Consider the following 19,132-nt stretch of genomic DNA (forward strand, 5'->3'; position numbering starts at 1 on the left):
AGCGAGTTGTTTTTGACCCCGCTTGGCTCGAGCACCGCAGGTTGCCCGAAGCGAAGCGTAGGGACCCAGACTGCGGGTCGCCTTTCTTTTGGGTACTTCTGGTGTTTGCGTAACTTCGCTGCGCGAAGTGAGCAAACCCCGCGCGCGTAGCGCGCCTTTGGCGAACAAAGAAAACCCGCTTTGCGGGTTTCGGTAAAAGTGCCTCGCCCGCCGGGGCGAGACCCGGCCAGCAGTCCACAGAAGAGCACCCCCCCCGTGGGAACAGCAAAAACTACCTGAACCGATACAACCCCGCCGGGTTGTCAACCAGAATCTTCCGCCGCACCGCATCCGACGGCGCCCACGAAAACAGCAAGTCATACAAATCCACCTCAGACGGCGGCGGATTGCGCCCCGGATGCGGCCAGTTACTCGCCCAGAGGCAGCGTTCCGGAAACTTCTCGGCCAGCGTGCGCGCAATCAGGCTCACATCGTCATAGCCGGGCGCGCCGATCTTCGAGGTCTCATACGGCGCCGACAGCTTGATCCAGACATTGCCGGTGTCCAGAACGCGCAGCAGCGACTGGAACGCGGGGTGGTCGGGTTTGACGGGTTCGAGGAACTTGCCGTTGTGGTCGATCACCAGTTTGCAGGGCAGGCGCTTGAGCACGTCTTCATGCTCAGGAAAGTTGCGGCCGTCCAGCTGCAGGTTGACCATCCAGTCCATCGCGGCCAGGCGCGCGGCCATGGGCTCCAGTGAGCTCCACTCCAGCACCGGGTTGATCATCATGTAGCGCACGCCGCAGATGCCGCCATCGTTCAGGCGCTTGAGTTCGGCGTCCGTCACGTCGGGCGCCACCAGCGCAATGCCGCGGCCCGATTCGCCGAGTTGCGCCACGGCGTCCAGCGTGCAGCTGTTGTCAAAACCATAGGCCGAGGGCTGGACGACTACCGCGCGGCTCAGGCCCAGCGCTTTTTGCGTCTCGCGATAGGTTGAGACGGGCAGGTGGGGCGGCACCCAGGCCACGTTGGGCACCATGGGGTATTTGTCTTCGTAGATATGCACGTGGCAGTCGCAGGCGCCGGCATAGGTGGCTTTTTGAGTGGCTTGCATAAAAGCTTTCGCGAAAAAAGGGGAATAAAGAAAGGCGTGTTCAGGCAGCCTGGGGCGCGCGCGTGGCCTGCCGCCAGCGCGTGGCCTGCTGTGCGTTCACCGCGCCCTGGGGCGCGCGGCCCTTTAGCAGCTCGGCCACCTGCGCCACGGTTTCCATGGCCTGGTGTTCCACCGCCGGCGGTGTGAGGCCGCCTATGTGCGGCGAGGCGATCACGCGCGGATGTGCGGCCACGCGGGGCGAAGGCATCTGGTCGGGCGCGCGGCCCACGTCGACGGCGCAGCCGGCTATCGTGCCGGCGTCCAGCGCGGCGATCAGCGCGTCGTCATCGACTAGGTCGCCGCGTGAGGCGTTGATAAAAAACGCGCCGGGTTTCATCGCGCCAAAGGTGGCCGCGTTCATCATGTTTTCAGTGGCCGGCGTCGCGGCGGCCAGGCACACCACGTAGTCTGATCTTTGCAGCAGCGGCAGCAGTTCAACCTGCTCCAGCTCCTTGCGGTTGGTGGGCGTGAAGGGGTCGTGCACCACGATGCGCATGCCCAGAGCCAGCGCCACGTCGCAGAGGTAGCGGCTGATCTGGCCGAAGCCGATCACGCCCAGCGTGGCGCCGTGCAGCTCGCGGCCCATGGCGGGTATCACAGGGCGGCCCTCGTGATAGGCCGCCGTGGTCGCGCTGATGTCGCGGCTCAAATCGATCATCACGCCGATGATCCATTCGCTCACCGAGGGGATAAAACCCGCGCTGGCCTGGGTGACCAGCACGCCGTGGCGGCTGGCGGCCGGTACATCGATGTTGCGGATGTCGATGGCGCAGCGCACAAAGGCCAGCAGGCGCGGCAGCGCCGCGAACAGCGCCTCGTCGCCTGCCGTCTGGCGGTAGGAAATGATGACCTCGCAATCACCGGCCAGCGCGGCCAGCTCGCTGGAGGTCAGATCGGTGTCGCCCGGGTTGAAGCGCACGTCGGCAATCTCCATGAGTGCGGCAGTGGCGCGGTCGCCGAAGTAGTGCGGGAGTTTGCTTTGGGGGTGGCTGACGAAAACCGTTGTCATTCAAAAACCTTGTGTCCTGTCTGTATCAAAAATCAAACGTAAAAATCAAGAAGATCAGCGCTGGTCCGGCGTGCACTTCGCGACCGAGTCGCGCGCCACCAGCGTGGGCTGAAAGATGAACTCCTGCGTGGCGATGGCCGGGTCGGCCAGCCGGCTCATCACGCGCTCGACCATCACCTGTGCCATCTCGGGCACCGGCAGGCGCACGCTGGTCATGGCCGGGTGCATCAGTGTGGAGAGAAACACGTTGTCGATGCCGATCACTGAAACATCGTCGGGCACGGACAGCCCTGCGTCGCGAAAGCCCGCCATCAGGCCGAAAGCCATCAAATCGTTCACGCCAATCACGCCGGTGGGCCGCCCGGGCAGTTTGGCCAGCAGGCCGGCCTGGGCGCGGCCCACTTCGCTCATCATCGAGTCGCCGTATTCGTCGACCGGCGTGCCTTCAATCACCTGGGCGCTGCCTTCCAGGCCCGCGCCTTTGGCGGCCGCCATGAAGCCGGCAATCTTTTCATTACGGCTCATGGTGCGGCCTGCCGGCGTGACAAAGGCCAGGCGCCGGTGGCCCATGTCGATGAGGTGCTGCGTCGCGATGCGGGCGGACTCAAAGCTGTCCACCGTCACGTGGTCGATGATGGACGTCATATTGGGCGTGGCGCGGCGGTCATAGCTCACCATCACCAGGCCGCGTTCGGCCGCGGCTTCCACGTGCTGCTCGTCGATCAATGAGGAGATGATGATCACGCCGCGCACGCCGTGGGCCAGCAGGTCGTCAAAGAAGCGCAGCTCTTTGTCTTTATCGCGGTAGGTGTTGCCGATCATGATGCGAAAGCCGTAGCGTTCCTGCGCCAGGGTTTCGATCTCGCGCGCGATAAAGCCGTACATCGGGTTGGCCATGGACGGCACCAGCAGGCCGATCAGCGGCGTGTAGCCGGTCTTGAGCTGGCGTGCCGTAGAGTTGGGCCGGTACTTCAGCTCGGCAATGGCGGCTTCCACCCGCGCCAGCGTCTCGGCGGCCATGCGGTTGGCGCGGCCATTGAGGACGTTGGACACGGTGCTGGTAGACACACCGGCCAGGCTGGCCACATCTCTTATCTTGCTCACGGCGTTCTTCTTTTCATCAAGGAGTTGAAGGCATTGTCAGAGGCCCATGCGGGTTGGGAGCCAGAGCGAGAATTGCGGCACCAGCACCAGCAGGATGAGCGTGACAAACAGCACTGCCAGGTATTTCATCATGGGCCGGGCCACATCCTTGACGTGCGTGCCGGTGATGGCGCAGGTGGCAAACAGCCCCAGCCCGACCGGCGGCGCGAACAGCCCGAGTCCCATGGCGATCACCATGACAGTTCCAAAATGTAATGGATTGACGCCCAGCTGCGAGGCAATAGGGGTTAGCAGCGGACCAAAGATGATGAGCGCGGGCGCGCCCTCCAGGATGGCGCCGAACACGATCATGATCAGCACCGAGAGAATCACGAACATGGTGCTGCCGTAGGCATGCGCAAAGCCGATCATGAAGGTCGACAGGTATTGCGGAATCTGCTGGATGGTCAGCGCAAACGACACGCTGGAGGCGGCCGCCACGATAAAGAGGATGCCGCCGGCCATGGAGGCCGAGCGCACAAAGAGCTGCGTCACCGACTTGACCGTGAGCTCGCGAAACGCCAGCCAGCCCACCACCAGCGCATAGACCACCGCAAAGGCCGAGACCTCGGTGGAAGTGGCGACGCCCGAGGTCACGCCCTTGCCGATCATGGCGACCATGACCAGCGCCACCATCGCGCCACCCAGCAGGCGGAACATGGGTGTGCGCACGTCGAAGGCTTCGTCGGGGTTGATGCGGGTGCCGACGTAAATCGTCACCGCGGCGAGCGATAGCGCCAGCACGGCGGCTGGCACCAGCCCGGCCATAAAGAGCCCGGCGATCGAGATGTTGGCCACAAAACCCATGATGATCATGTTGATGCAGGGCGGAATGGTCTCGGCCATCACCGCGGTGCAGGCCAGCAGGCCGGCGGTTTCATTCGGGTCCTGCTTGGTTTTACGTACCGCCGGCATGATGATGCCGCCCACGGCCGCGATGTCGGCCAGCTTGGAGCCCGACACGCCCGAGAAGAACGCGGTCGCGGTGATGGTGATCAGCCCCAGCCCGCCGCGCACCCGGCCGAACATGCGCAGCAGCAGCTCAATGAGGCGCGACGACATGCCGTTGGCCTCCATCAGCAAACCGGCCAGCACAAAGAAGGGAATCGCCAGCAGCACATAGTGATCAGTGCCCGCCATTACCTGCTGCGAATACACCAGCATGGGCAGCGACGGGTCGGCCATAAAGAATACCAGCGACGACAAACCCAGCACAAAGGCAATCGGTACGCCCAGCAGCAAGCCGCCCAGGAAGCCTATGGTCAGCAGCATCCAGGGTTTGATGGCCAGACCCGGCATGAGGATGTTCCAGCCCGTGACCACCACCACCATGGCGATGCCGGTGGCCAGCGTGGACCACACGACGCGCGACGGCCCGTTGACCGCATTGGCAATGCCGAACAGCGTCATGAAGAGGCTGCCTATCACCACGGGGAAGGTGTAGATCCACTGCGGCAGGCCGATGGGCGTGGTGCTGGACCACGAATCGATCAGCAAACCAACCGACGAGACGCACAGGCTTGCCGACACCGCCACGATGATCCAGCTCGCGAACTGAATCAGCGCCGGCTGCCAGCTTGCGGGCAAGAGCCCGCGAAAGATATCGACCCCCACGTGCTGGCTGCGCGCCAGCACCGTGGCGGCGCCGAAGAACACCAGCACAATCATCAGCGCGCGCGCCACTTCCTCGGCCCAGTCAAAGGGCTCGTGCAGGAAGTAGCGGAACACCACCGAGATGAACACCACCAGTACGTCTATCGCCAGCACCACGCCGGCGACGTACTCGGTCATGCGCATCAGCCAGGCCAGCCAGCGGCCGGGTTGCGTGTCGCTGAAAAGGCCCCAGCTGGGCACCGGAAGGGTGTGCGGCGCGTGCGCCGCCAGGTCGGTAGACATAAGATTCCTGGTTCTTTCTCGTTCTTCGTTCTTAATTGCCACGTATGCGTTTGAGTTCGGCAAAAACCATCTTCATGGCTTCATCGCCTATGGACTTGGCGTTGTTGTCATAGACAACTTTCGCGCGGTCGCGAATGCGCTGCATTTCAGCGGGGCTGATTTCGTTGACCACCATGCCTTTGGCCTTGAGGTTGGCCACGCTGCGCTGGTTCTGGTCGCGGTTGACGCGGCGCTCTTCGTCGCGACCCACCACCGCACAGTCACGTGCCACGCCCTGCTCAGTGGGTGACAGGGTGTCCCAGGTTTTTTTGGAGATCAGCAGCGGCAAGGGCGCATAGGCGTGTTTGGTCAGCGTGAGGTATTTCTGCACCTCGTAAAACTTCATGTTCTCGATGTTGGCAAATGGGTTCTCCTGGCCGTCCACCGTTTTGGTTTCCAGCGCCGAATACACCTCTGGGAAGGCCAGAGGCACGGCATTGCTGCCCAGCGTCTTGAAGGTGTCGATATAGATGTTGTTTTGCATCACGCGCATCTTCACGCCGTCAAAGTCTTCCAGCCGGTTGATGGCGTGTTTGGAGTTGGTGGTGTGGCGAAAGCCGTTCTCCCACCAGGCCAGGTTCACCAGGCCCACGGCGGGCAGTTTGGCCGCGAACCACTCGCCCACCTTGCCGTCCAGCACCTGGTCAGCCTCGCGCTCGTTGTTGAAAAGAAAGGGCAGGTCGAACACGCCCATCGACGGAACAATGCCCACCAGCGGCGCGGTGGACACCAGCACCATGTCGAGCGTGCCGCTGCGCACGCTCTGGGTGGCCGCCACGTCGTTGCCCAGCACGCTGTCGTAGAACAGCTGCAGCTTGAGTTTTCCGGCGCTCTTGTCCACGGTGCAGGCGGCCATCTTCTGCGCGCCTATGGCCATGGGGTGTTCTTTGGGCACCGGCACCGACAGGCGCAGGCTGCGCTCCTGGGCCAGCGCGGCTTGCCCGCCCAGCAGGCCGGCCACCGCCATGGCCAGCAACACGGGCACGAATCCGAAGCGGGAGGTGTACAGGGTGTACTTCTTCATGTTTGTCTCCTACAGGGTTTTTGGTTTTGACAGGAAAATCCAGGCCGGGCGCTAGCTCAGCCACTTCAGCGGCACCATCACCAGCGCGGGGAAAAGCACCAGCAACAGCAGCACGATGAGTTCAGCCCACAGAAAAGGCCAAAGGCCCTTTATCAACTCGCTCATGGAAATCTTGGCGACGCCGCAAATCACGTTGAGCACAATGCCCACGGGCGGCGTGATCAGGCCGATGGCGTTGTTCATGATGAAGAGCACGCCGAAGTAAACCGGGTCTATGCCCGCCTGCTTGACCACGGGCATCAGCACCGGCGTCAGGATCATCACGGTCGGTGCGAAGTCCAGCGCGGTGCCGACGATGACCACCAGCACCATGATGACGAACATCAGGACGATCTTGTTGCCCATGAAGGGCTGCAGCATCGCGCTGATTTGCTCGGGCACGTCGGAGGTGGTGATGAGCCAGGCCGACACCATCGCCGCGGCGATCAGGAACACCACGATGGCCGTGCTTTTGGCGGCCGACACCAGCAGCGTGTAGACCTGCCGGATGGAAAGCTCGCGGTAGATAAAAGAGCCCACCACAAAGGCATAGACGCAGGCCGCCACCCCGGCCTCGGTGGGCGTAAAAATGCCGAACTTCAGCACGATGACGATGCCAAACGGCATCACCAGCGCCCAGACGCCGTCCACCCCTGCCTTGAGCCGCGCGCTCCATGACTGGCGCGGCAGCACCGACACCTTGTCGCGCCGCACCACCCATTGCCAGGCAATCGCCAGCGACACGCCCATCAGCAAGCCGGGAAACACGCCGGCCAGGAAAAGTTTGCCGATCGACACATTGGCGATCACGCCGAACATGATGAGACCGATGGACGGCGGGATCACCGGCGCGATGACGCCGCCCGCCGCGATCAACCCCGCCGAGCGCGGCACGTTGTAGCCGGCCTGGCGCATCATCGGAATCAGCAAGGTGCCAATGGCCGCCGCGTCCGCCGCTGCGCTGCCCGAGATGGCCGCCATCAGCACCGACGCGAACACCGCCACCAGCCCCAGCCCGCCGCGGATGTGGCCGACCCATGCCAGCGCGAAGTTGACGATGCGCTTTGAAATGCCGCCCGAGTTCATCAGCTCGCCCGTGAGCATGAAAAACGGAATGGCCAGCAGCGGAAAACTGTCGGCGCCCTCCAGCAGTTTTTGCGACAGGATGGTGGCGTCCATCTGCCCCTGTGTGAGCATTAGCGCGATGCCGCACACCAGCAGGGCAAATGCGATGGGCATGCCCAGGGCCATGGCCCCGAGCAGCGAAAGGGTAAAGACCGCCACCGTCATCGCGCGGCCCCTGCGCCTTCCACGTGTTTCGCGTGCTTCACGTGCTTCACGTCTTCTTCGCTTTCGCGCACTTCAACCAGCTCATGGTCTTCTATGCGGCCCGCGGCAATGCGCCAGAGCTTGTTCACCGCCTGGATGCCGATGCAGATGCTGCACACATAGCCCATGCCGAAGACCCATATCGTCGACAGGCCGGTGACCGGCGCCATGGTGGTGGCGTTGATCTCATGCTGGCGCCAGGTGCCCCAGAACAGCATGACGCAGCACGCCAGGATCAGCGCCTGGCTCAGCGCCAGGCAGATGAGCTTGCCGCGGCGCTGCAGCCGCGAGACGAAGTTGTCCATGCCCAGGTGGGCGCCGTCACGCACCGCCACGATGGCGCCGATAAAGGTCAGCCATACGAAGAAGAAGCGCGACAGTTCCTCGGACACCACGATGCCGGAGTTGAAAACGTAGCGCAGCACCACGTTGCCAAACACCATCACCACCATGCCCAGCAACAAGGCCGCGAGCACGGCTTCCACGGCCTTGAACACCCATCCCAGGGCGGTTTGCACAGCTTAGCCCCGCGCGGCGTTGATCGCGGTGAAGAGCGGCGCGGTTTCCGGGTATTGCTTGGCAAAACCGGCCCACAGCTTGGTTTCCATTTCCTTGCGGACGAGGTCACGCTCGTTCTTGGCCATGGGCGTGAAGGTGATGCCGAGTTTTTTCAGGTCTTCGATGCCCTGCAGGCCTTTTTCGGTGCCGGTCTTGCGCAGCTGGACCGTCGAGTCGTTGGCGGCCTTCATGAAGGCCGGGCGCAGTTCGGCCGGAATCCTTTCGATGCCGCGCTTGCCCATGATGCAGACCATGGGGCTGAAGAGATGCTCGGTCATCCAGCAGTGCTTGACGACTTCGTTGAGCTTGCTGGCCAGCACCGTGCCCGAGTCATGCTCAAAGCCGTCGACCACGCCGGTCTGCGCGGCCATGTAGAGCTCACCGAAAGAGATAGGCGTGGGGATCGCGCCCATGATCTTGAAGGTTTCGATAAAGGCCGGCGTCGGCAGCACGCGCAGCTTGACGTTTTTGATGTCGGCCAGCGACTTGACCGGCTGCTTGGTGTAGACGTTGCGTGCACCGTAATGGGCGCTCCAGGTGATGACCTGGCAGCCCGTGCCTTTTTGCAGCATGTCGTTGAGCTTGGCGCCCACGCCGCTGTCCAGCGCCTTGGCCACATGCTCGTAGCTGTCGAAGAGGTAACCCAGGTCCAGCATGCCGAGCTGCGGCGTCACCGTGGCCCAGATGGACGAGCCCGTCAGCATCATGTCGATGGAGCCGACCTTGACCTGCTGCACCACATCGCTTTCCTTGCCGAGCTGGTTGTTGGGGAAGTAGTCGATGCGGATCTTGTCGCCCACGGCCTTTTTGAGGTTGGCCTCCATCAGCTGCTGCCATGCGAAGTGCGAGGAGTTGAGGTCGGGCAAATGCGCCGACGACAGGCGCAGCGCGACGGTGGACTGGGCCTGGGCCAGGCCGGTGAAACCCGTTGCCATGGCAACCGAGGCGGCGGAGGTGGTCTGAACGAACCGGCGGCGTGAAAGTGAAGTCATTTTTTGTCTCCTGATGATGTTTTGGTAAGCGCTCGTGAATTTCGGCGTTCTTTAAAGTTCTTTGTAGAACGATTTACTGTATCGTTACACCAAATTAAAGGTCAAGCCGGGAAACACAGGTTTTTGATAGGTGTTTTCCTCCGTAAACGCGTGGTTTTGCAGTGTTTACAGGCGTACACCGGCGACCGGATCGTTCGGCAGCGACGAAACCGGGCCGCCGTTCAGGCCGCCGGTTTTCAGGGAATCGGCAATCGCGGAAAACCCGGGTGTTAACGCGAGCACCCGGGGGCGCAGAATGCATCAGTCGCCAATGGCCGTGACTTGTATGTACAAGTTACAGCCAGTGGCGATAAAGGGCATGGGCATGATTCCTGCTCAACCCTGAGGTCTCCGGGCGCGGCCGCCACAAGCGGCCAGGCGCAATGTTTGTTTCACCGTCCAACCGAAGGAAATCACCGTGAACCCCATGCTCCCCCTCTTCAGCCGCCGCGTCCTGTGTGCCACCGCAGCCGCCGCCATGCTGGCCTGCAGCGCCGGCGCCGCGCTGGCCGCTACCCCCAAAGACACGCTGGTGCTGGCTTTCGGTTTCGACGACATCATCACCATGGACCCGGCCGAGGCCTTTGAGCTGTCTGCCGGCGAGATCATGGGCAACACCTATGACCGCCTGCTGCGCCTGGATGTGAACGACCCGTCCAAACTGGTGGGCGACGTCGCCAAGTCCTGGAATGTCTCGGCCGACGGCAAGACCTATACCTTTGAACTCAAGCCCGGCATCAAATTCGCCTCGGGCAACCCGCTCACGGCGGAAGAAGTGGCTTACTCGCTGCAGCGCGCGGTGCTGCTGGACAAATCGCCGGCTTTTATCCTCACGCAGTTCGGCTTTTCCAAAGCCAATGTCAAAGACAAGATCAAGGCCACCGGCCCGACCACGCTGACGCTGGAAACCGACAAGGCCTACGCGCCCACCTTTGTCTTTAACTGCCTGACGGCGAATGTGGCCTCTATCGTCGACATGAAGCTGGTGCAGTCCAAAGAAGTCAACGGCGACTGGGGTTATGCCTGGCTCAAGACCAACTACGCCGGCTCCGGCCCGCTCAAGCTGCGCGAGTGGCGCGCCAATGAAATCGTGGCGCTGGAGCGCAACGACAACTACTACGGCACCAAGGCCAAGCTGGCGCGTGTGATTTACCGCCACGTGAAGGAATCGGCCACGCAGCGCCTGCTGCTCGAAAAAGGCGACATCGACATCGCCCGCAACCTGAGCCCGCAAGACATCGCCGCGCTCTCGGCCAACAAGGACGTGAAGCTCACCTCCACGCCCAAGGGCACGGTCTACTACATCAGCCTGAACCAGAAGAACCCCAACCTGGCCAAGCCCGAAGTGCGCGAGGCCATGAAGTACCTGATCGACTACGGCGCCATCGGCGACACGCTGATCAAAAACATCGGCGTGATCAACCAGAACTTCCTCCCGCAGGGCCTGCTGGGCGCGAGCAAAGATCGGCCTTACAAGCTCGACGTGGCCAAAGCCAAGGCGCTGCTGGCCAAGGCCGGCTTGCCCAACGGCTTCAAGGTGACCATCGACATGCGCACCATCCAGCCGGTGCAGGGCATCACCGAGGCTTTCCAGCAAACCGCCAAGCAGGCCGGCATCGACATCGAGATCATTCCCGGTGACGGCAAGCAGACGCTGACCAAATACCGCGCCCGCACCCACGACATGTACATTGGCCAGTGGGGCGCCGACTACTGGGACCCGCACTCAAACGCCGACACCTTCACCCGCAACCCCGACAACGCCGACGACGCCAAGGCCAAGCCGCTGGCCTGGCGCAATGCCTGGGAGATTCCCGAGCTGACCAAGCAGTCGGACGCTGCCGTGCTGGAGCGCGACGCCGGCAAGCGCAAGAAGATGTACGAAGACCTGCAGGCCGAGTTCCGCAAGACCAGCCCGTTTGTCATGCTCTACCAGCAAACTGAAGTGGCGGCCTACCGCAACAACGTGGACGGCCTGAAGCTGGGCCCCACCTTCGACAGCAACTACATGTTCAACGCCTCCAAGCGCTGATAGCTTCCCGACTTTGGCCATCCCCGACCCCACGGCTGCCGGCGTGGCGCCGCTCAGCGCGGTGAGCACACGCACGGCGGGCCAGCGTTTCACGCCGCACGCCAAAAGCTTTGGCAACTTCCTGGTGGTGATTCTGCTCACCTACCTGGGCCTGCTCGCGGTCACCTTCTTCATCGGCCGCGTGATCCCCATCGACCCGGTGCTGGCCATCGTGGGCGACCGCGCGCCGGCGCACGTGATCGAACGCACGCGCCAGGAGCTGGGGCTGGACAAACCGCTGTATGAGCAGTTCTACCTCTACATCGGCAAGGTCTTGAAGGGCGACTTTGGCACCTCGGTGCTGACGGCCAACCCGGTGATGACCGACATCAAGCGCGCCTTTCCGGCCACGCTGGAGCTGGCCAGCCTGGGCATTTTGATAGGCGCCGGCCTGGGTGTGCCGCTGGGGGTGTGGGCCGCGGTGCGGCGCGGCAAGCTGGTGGACCAGGTGGTGCGAGTGATCGGCTTGGTGGGTTATTCAGTGCCCATCTTCTGGCTGGGGCTGATGGCGCTGGTGCTGTTTTATGCGCGGCTGGGCTGGGTATCGGGGCCGGGCCGCATGGACGTGAGCTTTGAGTACAGCATCACGCCGGTCACCGGCTTGCTGCTGCTCGACACCGCCGTGGCCGGCGAGTGGGAGGCCTTTCGCAATGTGTTCTCACACCTCATCCTGCCGGCCTCATTGCTGGGGTATTTCGCGCTGGCTTACATCAGCCGTATGACGCGCTCCTTCATGCTCAATGAGCTGGCGCAGGAGTATGTGATCGCCGCGCGCGCCAAGGGCCTGTCGGAGTCGCGCATCATCTGGCGCCACGCGCTGCGCAATGCCATGGTGCCGCTGGTCACCGTGATCGCGCTGTCGTATGCGGGCCTGCTTGAAGGCTCGGTGCTGACCGAAACCGTTTTTGCCTGGCCGGGCCTGGGCCTTTACATCACCAACTCGCTGCAGAACGCCGACATGAATGCGGTGCTGGGTGGCACGATTGTGGTGGGTTCGATTTTTGTGGGCTTGAATTTGCTCTCGGATGTTCTCTACAAATTACTCGACCCGAGGACGCGCATCCGATGACTTCCAAAGTGGCATCCCTGCGCGACTGGCTCAGCACCGACCGCCCCACCTCGCGCCGCCAGGCTTTTATGGGCCGGGTCTACCACGGCTGCCGCGATTTTTCGCGCAACCGGCTGGCCATGCTGGGCCTCTTTATCGTGCTGGCGCTCATCCTGGTGGCGATCTTTGCCGATGTGCTGGCGCCTTATTCGGCCTACACCGGCGACCTGCGCACCACGCGCCTGCTGCCGCCGTCGTGGGAGCACTGGTTCGGCACCGACGACCAGGGCCGCGACATCCTCTCGCGCATCATCGTCGGATCGCGCATCACGCTGATGGTGGTGATTCTGGTGGCGGTGCTGGCCGCGCCGCTGGGCCTCATCGTCGGCACCGTGGCGGGTTACGCCGGCGGCTGGGTCGATGCAGTGCTGATGCGCATCACCGATATTTTTCTGGCCTTTCCGCGCCTGATCCTCGCGCTGGCTTTTGTCGCGGCGCTGGGCCCCGGCATCCAGAACGCGGTGATCGCGATCGCCATCACCTCCTGGCCGCCTTATGCGCGCATGGCCCGGGCTGAGACCTTGACGATACGGCAGACCGACTACATCGCGGCCGTGCGCCTGCTGGGCGCGTCGCCCTGGCGCATCGTGCTCGGGCACATCATGCCGCTCTGTGTGTCGTCGGTGATCGTGCGTGTCACGCTGGACATGGCCGGCATCATCCTCACGGCCGCCGGGCTGGGCTTTCTGGGCCTGGGCGCGCAGCCACCCATGCCGGAGTGGGGCGCGATGATCGCCAACGGGCGTCTCTATGTGCTCGACCAGTGGTGGGTGGCCGCCGCACCCGGTGCGGCAATCTTTATCGTGAGCCTGGCCTTTAACCTGCTGGGTGACGGCCTGCGCGATGCGCTGGACCCGAAGGCGGCCAAATGACGGACGCCAACACACCCCTGCTGGTGGTTGACGACCTGCGCGTGAGCTTTCCGCGCCGCGACGGCGGCATGACGGAGGCGGTGCGCGGTGTGTCTTTCACTTTGGGCCGCGAGCGCCTGGGCATTGTGGGCGAGTCGGGCTCGGGCAAGTCACAAACCGGCCGCGCCATCATGGGACTGACCGCGCCTGAAGGCCGCATCAGCGCCAGGCGGCTTGAGTTTGCCGGTGTGGATTTGCTCAACTGCCCGCCGGCCCAACGCCGTGCACTGCGCGGCGGCCGCGTCGCCATGGTGTTGCAGGACCCGAAGTTTTCGCTCAACCCCGTCATGACCATAGGCGCGCAAATCGTGGAGACGTTGCAGGCCCACAGCCGCGTGTCGTCGGCCGAAGCCAAAAAGCGCGCACTCGCCGCGCTCGAGTCCGTGCGCATCGATGACCCGGCGCGTGTCTACAAGCTCTATCCGCATGAGGTGTCAGGCGGCATGGGCCAGCGCGCCATGATCGCGATGATGCTGATCGCCGACCCGGACTTGCTGATTGCCGACGAACCCACCTCGGCGCTGGACGTGACGGTGCAACTGCAGGTGCTGTCCATCCTCGACACGCTGGTGGCCGAACGCGGCATGGGTTTGATTCTGGTGTCGCACGACCTTCGGCTGGTGTCCACTTTCTGCGACCGCATCCTGGTGATGTATGCCGGCCGTGTGGTGGAAGAGCTGGCTGCCGGCGGCCTCGCCCATGCGCAGCACCCGTACACGCGCGGCCTGATGGCCTGCCTGCCGCAACTGGGCGCCTCGACGCATCCGCTGGCCACGCTGGACCGAAAACCGGAGTGGGCCTTATGAACGCGTCGGCTTCCTCCGCATCGCTAGGCCTGGAGGTAAGCGGCCTGCGCGTGGAGTACGACGGTTTTGTCGCGGTGGCTGATACGTCGTTCACCGTGAGCCCCGGCGAAAGCTTCGGCATCGTCGGCGAATCGGGCTCAGGCAAATCCACCGTGCTGCGCGCCATCTGCGGCCTCGCGCCGCGCACCGCAGGCACTGTCAAACTGTTGGGCCAGGACAGCGCGCCCGGCAGCAAGGCCTTCAGGCGGCAGGTGCAAATGGTGTTCCAGGACCCGTACGGCTCACTCCACCCGCGCCACACGGTAGACCGCATCCTGGCCGAGCCGCTGGCCATTCACGGCATAACCGATGCGGAAGTGCGCATTGAACGCGCGCTGGAAGAAGTCGGCCTGGGCACGGGCTTCCGGTTTCGTTACCCGCACCAGCTCTCGGGCGGGCAGCGCCAGCGCATTGCGATTGCGCGCGCGCTGATTCTGGAGCCGCAGATTTTGTTGCTCGACGAACCCACCTCGGCACTCGACGCCTCGGTGCAGGCCGAGGTGCTGAATCTGCTCGAAGAACTGCGCCGCCGGCGCGGCCTCACCTTTGTGATGGTGAGCCACGACCTGGCCGTCGTCACGCACCTGTGCGAGCGGTTGATGGTGATGCAGCGCGGCCAGACGGTAGAGATGCTGCCTTCAGCCGATCTGGCTGCGCACAAGGTCACCAATGCTTACACGCTTCAGCTGATGCAGGCCTCAACCGGTTTCAAACGCACGGCTGAAGTGGTTTAATTTCTTTTCTCCTGCGCACACACCACACCATGATCCTCTGGGAATCCCACGCCTGCCTGCCGCTGCATCCGGCGGCCGATTTTTCACCGATGGACGAGTTGCGCGCCGCCGGCGTCAACTATGTCTCCATCAATGTAGGCATGGACATGAACCCGGTGCCGCAGATCATGTCGGTGATTGCGGCCTTTCGCGCGAACATTGCGGCCAGCCCCGAGCGCTACCGGCTCGTATCCAGTGTGGCCGACATTCGCGAGGCGGCCGCCGCGGGCCAGCTCGCCATCGGCTTCGACCTGGAAGGCGCGATGCCGCTGCTGGAGCAGCCCGAGATGGTCGCGCTCTACCGCGAGCTCGGCGTGCGGCAAATTCACTTTGCCTACAACCGCAACAACAGCGTGGCCGACGGCTGTCATGACGAGGCGCGCGGCCTCACGCCGCTGGGTGTGCGCATGGTGCGGGCCGTGAATGAGGCAGGTCTGTTGATGGACTGCTCACACACCGGCCGCCGCTGCAGCCTGGACATCATGGCGGCGTCGGCCAAGCCGGTGATCTTCAGCCACGCCAACCCGCTCGCGCTGGTTGAGCACGGGCGCAACATCACCGACGAGCAGATACGCGCCTGCGCGGCGACCGGCGGTGTGGTGTGCCTCTCGGGCGTCTCGGCCTTTTTGGGCACGCGCACGCCCACGGCCGACGACATGGCGCGGCATGTGGCCTATGTGGCGGGCCTGGTCGGCGCAGGGCATGTGGGCATAGGCCTGGACATCAGCTTCCGGCAAGACGAGCTCAACGACAACCCGCCCGGCGACTACGACCCGACCTACTGGTGGCCGAAGGCGGCAGGCTATGACCGCGCCGTGCAGCGCATGACCTACACGCCGGTGGAAACCTGGCAACTGCTGCCCGAGGCGCTGCGCAAGGTGGGCCTGAATGACATCGAAGTGACAGGTGTGATGGGCGACAATATGATGCGTGTCGCCGGCATGGTCTGGCAGCACGCCTGACAACTTCATCACCCCACCGGCGGCCCCCATGTCATCCATCACCCTTCGATTCCTGGCTGAACCCAGCACCGTCAACTTCGGCGGCAAAGTGCATGGCGGCACCGTCATGAAGTGGATTGATGAAGCAGGTTATGCCTGCGCCACCAGCTGGGCCAAACGTTACTGCGTCACCGTATCGGTGGGCAGCATCCGTTTTCAGCGCCCCATCATGATCGGCGACCTGGTTGAAGTCGAAGCCCGCCTGGCCTACACCGGCAAAACCAGCCTGAACATCTCGGTGGAAGTGCGCGCCGGCGACATGAAGCTCGGCCAGATGCAGGTCATCACCGAATGCCTGGTGGTGTTTGTCGCGGTGGACGAAGACGGCAAGGCGCTGCCTGCTGAAGAATGGCGCCCCGAGACGCCCGGCGACGTGGCCCTGGCCCAGCGCGTGAAAGCGCACCTGGACGCCGCGCGCGCCATGCAGCCGTCCTGAGCTGCAGGACTGCCGTACTTGTCGACACAGAACAATGCCCTGACGGGGCGCGATCTGGCGGCCGCCCTCACGGTGGTGGTGCTCTGGGGCGTTAACTTCGTGGTGATGAAATTCGCGCTGCGCGACTTCACGCCTTTCCAATTGGGCACAGCCCGCTATGTGTTTGCCGTGCTGCCGCTGGCACTGGTGATACGCCCGCCCAAAATCGCCTGGAAGTGGATTGTGTTTTACGGCCTCTTTCAGGGCGTGGGCCAGTTCGGTATTTTGTTTCTGGCGCTCAAGGTCGGCATGACGGCGGCGCTGGCCTCGGTGCTGCAGCAGACCCAGGTGTTCTGGACAGCGCTCTTCAGTTTTGTGCTGCTGCACGAGCGCGCCAGCCGGCCGCTGCAAGCCGGCATGGTGCTCGCGGCCCTGGGCCTGGCCTGCTTTGCATTCAACTATGTGGGGGGCGATGGGGCAGGCGCGACCACGCCGCTGGGCTTTGTGCTCACACTGTGCGCGGCGGCCATGTGGGCCATGTCCAACATCGTGGCGCGCCGTGTGCAGCAAACCTACAAAGACTATTCGCCGCTGGCTTTTGTGGTGTGGAGCAGCCTGGTGGCGGTGCTGCCGTTTGCGGCGCTGTCCTGGGCGTTTGACCCTGAGGCCGTGCGCTGGCAATGGCTGGAGGCTCGCGCTTCCAGCTGGGCTGCCGTCGCCTACCTCGGCTGGGCGGCCACGATTCTGGGCTACGGCCTGTGGACCAACCTGCTCAAGCGCCACCCGGCCAACCGTGTCGCGCCCTTCAGCCTGGGCGTGCCGGTGGTGGGGCTGGCAACCGGCATGCTGGTGCTGGGTGAGGTCATCACGTCCTGGCAGTGGGCCGGCATTGCGCTGGTGGTGGCCGCGCTGGCCTGCGTGATGCTGGGCGGGCTGATCAAGCGGCGTTAGCGCTGTTACTGCTGTTAGCGCTTCTGGCAGCGCTGCCGATGGCGCTGCTGTCGTGCCGGGCAAACCAGGCCGCCAGCAAATCCAGCGTATGCCGCACCTTGGCGGGTTGCTCGCCGCGCCGCGGCGTTACCGCATAGAGCGGCATGTCCGTCATCCGCCAGCCGGGCAGCACCGGCAGCAGCCTGCCGTCGGCCAGCGCCTGGCGGTCGTCTTCACTCACCGCCATGCTGATGCCCCAGCCCGCCACGCACAGCGCATGCACGGCCGTCACCTGCGAGGCCTGCACACGCGCCTCCAGCCGCAAGGTTTCGCGCTCGCCGCCCGGGCCTTCCAGCTCCAGCATTTCCACCCCCGTGTTGTGCGGCCTGCCCGTCAGCCAGTCGTGCTGCAGCAAATCCTGCGGGTGCGCGGGCCAGCCGCGCTCGGCCAGGTAGGCCGGCGAGGCGCAGAGCAGGCGCGTCATGCTGCCGAGCTTGCGCGCCACCAGCGACGAGTCAGGCAACTGCCCAATCCGCAGGGCGATGTCCACCCGCTGCTCGATCAGGTCAATCACGGTGTCGTCCAGCAATAAGCGCAGGCTGAGTTTGGGATGGCCGCGCAGCGGCGCCAGCGCCGAGGCCAGCAAACCCCCAAAGCCGATAGGCGCCGCCAGCCGCAGCTCGCCCTCAGGCTCGTCACGCAGGCGCACCAAAGCCTGCTCGGCCGATCGCGCGGCGGACACCATGGCCGCACAGCCCGCGTGATAGCGCTCACCGGCCTCGGTCAGCGTCAGACGCCGGGTTGAGCGGTGCAGCAGCGCCAGGCCCAGCGCCTGCTCCAGCTGGCGCAAATGCTGGCTCACGGCCGAAGGCGTCATGCCCAGCTGCCGCGCTGCCGCCGTGAGCGAGCCGGCCGCCACCACCTCGGTAAAAACCGCCATGCGCTTGAGTTGTTCCAGGGATTTATCGCTCATTCGTTAGTGGTGCTTCATAGTGTTAGCGGATTTTGCCGTCTATTCACCTGCTTGTGAAGTAATCAAACTAAGGCTCTCTCGAATTTCTTCACTTCACGCAAGGAAACATCATGAAGATCGCACTCATTGGCGCCACCGGTTTTGTCGGCACGCCCGTCCTGTCTGAACTGCTCAGCCGCGGCCACAAAGTCACCGTGCTGGCTCGCAACCCCGGCAAACTCGCAGCGCAACCCGGCCTCACCGTAGTCGCCGCCGACGCGCTGGACGCCACCCAGGTCGCCAAAGCCGCAGCCGGCCACGACGCCGTCATCAGCGCCTACAACCCGGGCTGGGGCGAGCCCAAGATTCACGACCTGCACCTGCAGGCCAGCAAAGCCATCGTCGATGGCGTCAAGCAGTCCGGCGTAAAACGCCTGCTGGTGGTCGGCGGGGCAGGCAGCCTGTATGTAGCGCCCGGCCTGCAACTGGTCGACACGCCGGAATTCCCCGCCGAATACAAGCAGGCCGCGCTGGCTGCACGCGAAGCGTTGAACCAGATCAAGCTGGAGACCTCGCTGGACTGGAGTTTTGTTTCGCCTCCGATTGGGTTGGCGCCTGGTGAGCGGACTGGTAAATACCGGTTGGGGGCGGATGACCTGCTGCCTGGTCAGGGGGACAAACCAGCTGGCATTTCCGTTGCCGACCTGGCCGTGGCGATTGTTGATGAGATTGAACAGGCTCGGCATGTTCGGCGCCGGTTTACTGTGGCGAACTGATGCGGGCTTAGCTGCCGGGTCTTGCTCCGGCGGCGCGTTCGCTGTTGAGGGTGGCTGGCCGGGGGTGGCCCGGCGGCCAGTAACTTTCTTTTGCTTCGCCAAAAGAAAGTCACCAAAGAAAAGGCGACCCGCAGTCTGGGTCCCTACGCT

Annotated in this window: 18 protein-coding genes; 9 read left to right on the plus strand and 9 right to left on the minus strand. The window is 63.8% G+C overall.

The window, feature by feature from the left end; all coding sequences use genetic code 11:
• Nucleotides 1-271 precede the first annotated feature (271 nt).
• From BM408_RS22470 to BM408_RS22505, 8 genes are read right to left on the minus strand one after another with little or no spacing between them, the layout of a single operon-like run.
• Nucleotides 272-1,093, minus strand: coding sequence for an amidohydrolase family protein (locus BM408_RS22470; protein ID WP_092132928.1), 822 nt, complete (start codon nt 1,091-1,093; stop codon nt 272-274).
• A gap of 40 nt (nt 1,094-1,133) precedes the next feature.
• On the minus strand, nt 1,134-2,141 hold the full coding sequence (locus BM408_RS22475) for an NAD(P)-dependent oxidoreductase (RefSeq protein WP_092132930.1): 1,008 nt from the start codon (nt 2,139-2,141) through the stop codon (nt 1,134-1,136).
• A 54-nt stretch (nt 2,142-2,195) separates the two neighbouring features.
• Nucleotides 2,196-3,245 carry a LacI family DNA-binding transcriptional regulator gene (locus tag BM408_RS22480; RefSeq protein WP_092132932.1) on the minus strand — a complete coding sequence of 350 codons (1,050 nt, stop codon included), beginning with the start codon at nt 3,243-3,245 and terminating at the stop codon, nt 2,196-2,198.
• A gap of 36 nt (nt 3,246-3,281) precedes the next feature.
• Nucleotides 3,282-5,180 (minus strand): TRAP transporter large permease, encoded by a 1,899-nt coding sequence (locus BM408_RS22485; protein ID WP_371327041.1) that lies wholly within the window; start codon nt 5,178-5,180, stop codon nt 3,282-3,284.
• Between the two features lie 31 nt (nt 5,181-5,211).
• Nucleotides 5,212-6,243 carry a TRAP transporter substrate-binding protein gene (locus BM408_RS22490; RefSeq protein ID WP_254774918.1) on the minus strand — a complete coding sequence of 344 codons (1,032 nt, stop codon included), beginning with the start codon at nt 6,241-6,243 and terminating at the stop codon, nt 5,212-5,214.
• 51 nt (nt 6,244-6,294) lie between these two features.
• Nucleotides 6,295-7,572 (minus strand): TRAP transporter large permease, encoded by a 1,278-nt coding sequence (locus BM408_RS22495; RefSeq protein ID WP_092132933.1) that lies wholly within the window; start codon nt 7,570-7,572, stop codon nt 6,295-6,297.
• A complete protein-coding gene (locus BM408_RS22500; RefSeq protein WP_254774919.1) occupies nt 7,569-8,129 on the minus strand; it encodes a TRAP transporter small permease in 561 nt (186 codons plus the stop codon). Before BM408_RS22500 ends, BM408_RS22495 begins: the two co-directional genes overlap by 4 nt.
• Before the next feature lie 3 nt (nt 8,130-8,132).
• Nucleotides 8,133-9,161, minus strand: coding sequence for a TRAP transporter substrate-binding protein (locus BM408_RS22505; RefSeq protein ID WP_092132935.1), 1,029 nt, complete (start codon nt 9,159-9,161; stop codon nt 8,133-8,135).
• Between the two features lie 466 nt (nt 9,162-9,627).
• Between BM408_RS22505 and BM408_RS22510 the strand changes: the two genes are divergently transcribed.
• Genes BM408_RS22510 through BM408_RS22545 form a run of 8 tightly spaced genes read left to right on the plus strand, consistent with a single transcriptional unit; the run spans nt 9,628 to nt 17,275 of the window.
• Nucleotides 9,628-11,232 carry an ABC transporter substrate-binding protein gene (locus BM408_RS22510; RefSeq protein WP_092132937.1) on the plus strand — a complete coding sequence of 535 codons (1,605 nt, stop codon included), beginning with the start codon at nt 9,628-9,630 and terminating at the stop codon, nt 11,230-11,232.
• Nucleotides 11,233-11,245: 13 nt separating this feature from the next.
• Nucleotides 11,246-12,340, plus strand: a complete 1,095-nt coding sequence (locus BM408_RS22515; protein ID WP_371327042.1) for an ABC transporter permease — start codon at nt 11,246-11,248, stop codon at nt 12,338-12,340.
• Nucleotides 12,337-13,251, plus strand: a complete 915-nt coding sequence (gene nikC / locus BM408_RS22520; RefSeq protein WP_092132938.1) for a nickel transporter permease — start codon at nt 12,337-12,339, stop codon at nt 13,249-13,251. The genes BM408_RS22515 and nikC overlap by 4 nt, the downstream gene beginning before the upstream one ends.
• Nucleotides 13,248-14,096 (plus strand): ABC transporter ATP-binding protein, encoded by an 849-nt coding sequence (locus tag BM408_RS22525; protein ID WP_092132940.1) that lies wholly within the window; start codon nt 13,248-13,250, stop codon nt 14,094-14,096. Before nikC ends, BM408_RS22525 begins: the two co-directional genes overlap by 4 nt.
• Complete coding sequence (locus tag BM408_RS22530) at nt 14,093-14,869, plus strand: ABC transporter ATP-binding protein (RefSeq protein WP_092132942.1); 777 nt, start codon at nt 14,093-14,095, stop codon at nt 14,867-14,869. The genes BM408_RS22525 and BM408_RS22530 overlap by 4 nt, the downstream gene beginning before the upstream one ends.
• 29 nt (nt 14,870-14,898) lie before the next feature.
• Nucleotides 14,899-15,870 (plus strand): dipeptidase, encoded by a 972-nt coding sequence (locus BM408_RS22535; protein WP_092132944.1) that lies wholly within the window; start codon nt 14,899-14,901, stop codon nt 15,868-15,870.
• Nucleotides 15,871-15,898: 28 nt separating this feature from the next.
• The gene (locus BM408_RS22540; protein WP_092132945.1) at nt 15,899-16,345 is read left to right on the plus strand and encodes an acyl-CoA thioesterase; all 447 of its coding nucleotides are present in this window, start codon (nt 15,899-15,901) and stop codon (nt 16,343-16,345) included.
• Between the two features lie 18 nt (nt 16,346-16,363).
• Nucleotides 16,364-17,275, plus strand: a complete 912-nt coding sequence (locus BM408_RS22545) for an EamA family transporter (protein ID WP_092132947.1) — start codon at nt 16,364-16,366, stop codon at nt 17,273-17,275.
• On the opposite strand, the gene BM408_RS22550 is transcribed toward BM408_RS22545, so the two are convergent.
• Nucleotides 17,262-18,227, minus strand: a complete 966-nt coding sequence (locus BM408_RS22550) for a LysR family transcriptional regulator (RefSeq protein WP_092132949.1) — start codon at nt 18,225-18,227, stop codon at nt 17,262-17,264. The genes BM408_RS22545 and BM408_RS22550 overlap by 14 nt on opposite strands.
• A gap of 110 nt (nt 18,228-18,337) precedes the next feature.
• Between BM408_RS22550 and BM408_RS22555 the strand changes: the two genes are divergently transcribed.
• Nucleotides 18,338-18,982, plus strand: coding sequence for an NAD(P)-dependent oxidoreductase (locus BM408_RS22555; RefSeq protein ID WP_092132950.1), 645 nt, complete (start codon nt 18,338-18,340; stop codon nt 18,980-18,982).
• The last annotated feature ends 150 nt before the right edge of the window (nt 18,983-19,132 follow it).

The sequence above is a fragment of the Polaromonas sp. YR568 genome (genome assembly GCF_900116715.1).
Taxonomy (GTDB): Bacteria; Pseudomonadota; Gammaproteobacteria; order Burkholderiales; family Burkholderiaceae_C; genus Polaromonas.